Origin of the sequence: Mesorhizobium sp. M1A.F.Ca.IN.020.06.1.1, from assembly GCF_004023265.1 — a bacterium.
GTDB lineage: Bacteria > Pseudomonadota > Alphaproteobacteria > Rhizobiales > Rhizobiaceae > Mesorhizobium.
This window is the reverse complement of record NZ_RZSR01000747.1, coordinates 1-3,041: the sequence shown is the minus strand read 5'-3', so window position 1 is coordinate 3,041 and position 3,041 is coordinate 1. Positions and strand designations below refer to the sequence as shown.

Genomic DNA, 3,041 nt, shown 5'->3' with positions numbered 1-3,041 from the left:
CGCCGATACGATGCTGAAGCGGCTCGGCATCGAAGTCGAATATTACGGTCCGCGCATCGGCGCCGGAATTGCATCGCTGATCAAGCCCAACACCAAGGTGGTGTTCACCGAGTCGCCGGGATCGAACACCTATGAGGTGCAGGACATTCCGGCGATCGCCAAGGCGGCGCATGCGGCAAACGCGCTCGTCATGATGGACAACACCTGGGCGACGCCGCTCTACTTCAAGCCGCTCGACCACGGCGTCGACATCTCGATCCATGCGGCAACCAAATACCCAGCCGGCCATTCGGACGTCCTGCTCGGCCTGGTCTCGGCCAATGAGGCTTGCTGGAAGCAGCTCTATGACGGGTTCTGCACGCTGGGCTGCTGTTCGGGCCCGGACGACATCTACCAGACGCTGCGCGGCCTGCGCACCATGGGGGTGAGGCTGGAGCAGCACCAGAAGAGCGCGCTCGAAATCGCGCGCTGGCTGGAGGAGCAGCCGGGCGTGGCGCAGGTGCTGCATCCGGCGCTGCCGAGCCATCCCGACCATGCGCTCTGGAAGCGCGATTTCTGCGGCTCGAGCGGCGTCTTTTCGATCGTTCTCAATGGCGGCGGACAGAAGACGCAGCACGCCTTCCTCGACGCGCTGACCATCTTCGGCCTCGGCTACTCCTGGGGCGGCTATGAGAGCCTTGCGGTGCCGGTTTTCCTCGGCGACCGCACCATCGCCAAGGGCTCCTATGCCGGGCCGCTGATCCGCCTGCAGATCGGGCTGGAAGACGTCGAGGACCTCAAGGCCGACATCCAGCGCGGCCTCGCCGCCGCGGCCGAGGCCTGAGCGACGGTGCTAAATGCCGTTGCCAAACTGAATCCGCGGACGGCCGTAAAGCCTTGGCGCGATTGAGAAAGCCGAGGCCGCTGGCGGCATCTCGCAGGCGATCCGCGCTGCAATAATATTCTCTCCAGCCGCGAATATACGGATTGGTTTGGCTTCCAAATCCGTGGCTTCGGCGGCATTTCGGGCAGCGCAAATTCCACCATTCGACAGTTCAAGCCATTCGACCTGGGGCTGCCATGGCGTTCCGCCTCTTCGTTCCGATCCTTGCCGGCGCGACGCTGCGCGAGCGGCTGCTTGCCTGCATCGGCGCGACCATCGGCATCGCGCTGACCGGCGTGATCAGCGGGCTCGCCATGGGCAACGGACCGCATGTGGCGATGCTGGTGGCGCCGATGGGCGCGTCCGCCGTGCTGCTCTTTGCCGTTCCGTCGAGCCCGTTGGCGCAGCCCTGGTCGATCATCGGCGGCAACACGATCTCCGCGCTGGTCGGCGTGACGGTGGCGCATTTCGTGCACAACCCGGTGATCGCCTCCGGGCTGGCGGTGGCGCTGGCGATCGCCGCCATGTCGTTTACGCGCTCACTGCATCCGCCGGGCGGTGCGGCAGCCCTCACCGGCGTGCTTGGCGGGCCGGCCGTGATCAGCGCCGGCTTCCTGTTTCCCTTCGTGCCGGTGGCGCTGAACTCGATCATATTGGTGACGCTCGGTTTCCTGTTCCACAAGCTGTCGCGGCGCAACTATCCGCATGTGCCTCAGCCTGCCGCCAACAGCCACGGCACAGCCGACCGGCCGCCGGCGGAGCGCGTCGGCTTCCGGCCCGAGGATGTCGATGCCGCCCTGGCGGCACTCGACGAGACCTTCGACATCGACCGTGACGACATCGAAAGGCTGCTGCGCCAGGTCGAGCTGCAGGCGATGGTGCGCGCGCATCGGACGCTGCTCTGCCGGGACATCATGTCCCGCGACGTGATCTCGATGTCGGAGAACGCCACCGCCGACGAGGCGCGCAAGCAGCTTCTCGACCACAATATCCGCACCCTGCCGGTGGTCGACGCCGAGGCGAGGCTGGTCGGCGCCGTCGGCCTGCGCGAACTGACGCAAGCGACCGACACCGTGAAGGGCGTGATGTCGAAGGCCGGCACGGCCTCGCCCGAGACGCCGGCGATGAGCCTGCTGCCGCTGCTGACCGACGGGCGCAGCCATGCGGTGGTGATCGTCGACGCCGGACGGCATATTCTCGGACTCATCACCCAGACCGATCTGCTTGCTGCCGCCGCCCGCGCGCAGGCTGCAGACAGGCCGCCGCTGAAAGCTGTAGCATAGCGAGCGACTGGATCGGGAAAATCCGGGAACCTTTTGCCGGCAGGCGCGTCCAATTGCCCGGATGCAACGCCTGTTGGGAGATCGGGGCGCGATGATGAAGTCAGCAAGTCAGGCCGCCGCGGTTTCGGCGGCGGAGGCCGGCGAGATGGCGTTGGTGCACCGGGCCCTGGCACGGGACCCGGGCGCCTTTCGCTTGATCATCAAGACGCACAACCAGCGGCTCTACCGCATCGCGCGCGGCGTGGTGCGCAACGACGCCGAGGCCGAGGACATCGTGCAGGAAGCCTATATGCGCGCCTTCGCCAGCCTCGACAGCTTCCGCGGCGATGCCTCGCTCTCGACTTGGCTGTCGCGCATCGTCATCAACGAGGCGCTCGGCCGGCTGCGCAAGAGAAAACGCATCGTGGCAATGCCTGAAAACCCTGACGCGCAGATCATCCGGTTTCCGTTGAATTCAAATGACCTGAACCCTGGCGACGATCCGGAGCGGACAATGGCGCAGCGGCAGATCCTCGGGCTTGTCGAGCGGGCGACCGACAGCCTTCCCGATGTCTATCGCACGGTCTTCGTCGCCCGCGTCATCGAGGGATTGAGCATCGAGGAAACTGCCGACCTGCTCGGCATCAGGCCGGAAACGGTGAAGACAAGGCTGCACCGGGCGCGTGCCTTGGTGCGCAAGGCGCTGGACGACGAGATCGGCCCGGTGCTGCTCGACGCTTTTCCTTTCGCCGGCCGGCGCTGCGAACGGCTCACGCAGGCGGTGATGAAGAGGCTGGGGTTCGAGGCCTGAGGCGCGTTCAGATTTTGCGAAGCCCGCGTTGAGGATAGGCATCGCCGCCATCGCCTCGTCATCCTGGGCGTAGCAGGAGGAAAGCGACGCGCGCAGACCCTAAGAT

General features: G+C 66.0%; 3 protein-coding genes. All 3 read left to right on the top strand.

Features of this window, described 5'->3' with window-relative positions:
• A partial coding sequence (metC, locus tag EOA60_RS26250) for a cystathionine beta-lyase (protein WP_128312126.1) occupies positions 1-823 on the top strand: 823 nt, incomplete at its 5' end.
• Positions 824-1,059: 236 nt separating this feature from the next.
• Positions 1,060-2,145 carry an HPP family protein gene (locus EOA60_RS26245; RefSeq protein ID WP_067324804.1) on the top strand — a complete coding sequence of 362 codons (1,086 nt, stop codon included), beginning with the start codon at positions 1,060-1,062 and terminating at the stop codon, positions 2,143-2,145.
• A 94-nt stretch (positions 2,146-2,239) separates the two neighbouring features.
• Positions 2,240-2,935 carry an RNA polymerase sigma factor gene (locus EOA60_RS26240; RefSeq protein WP_095824661.1) on the top strand — a complete coding sequence of 232 codons (696 nt, stop codon included), beginning with the start codon at positions 2,240-2,242 and terminating at the stop codon, positions 2,933-2,935.
• The last annotated feature ends 106 nt before the right edge of the window (positions 2,936-3,041 follow it).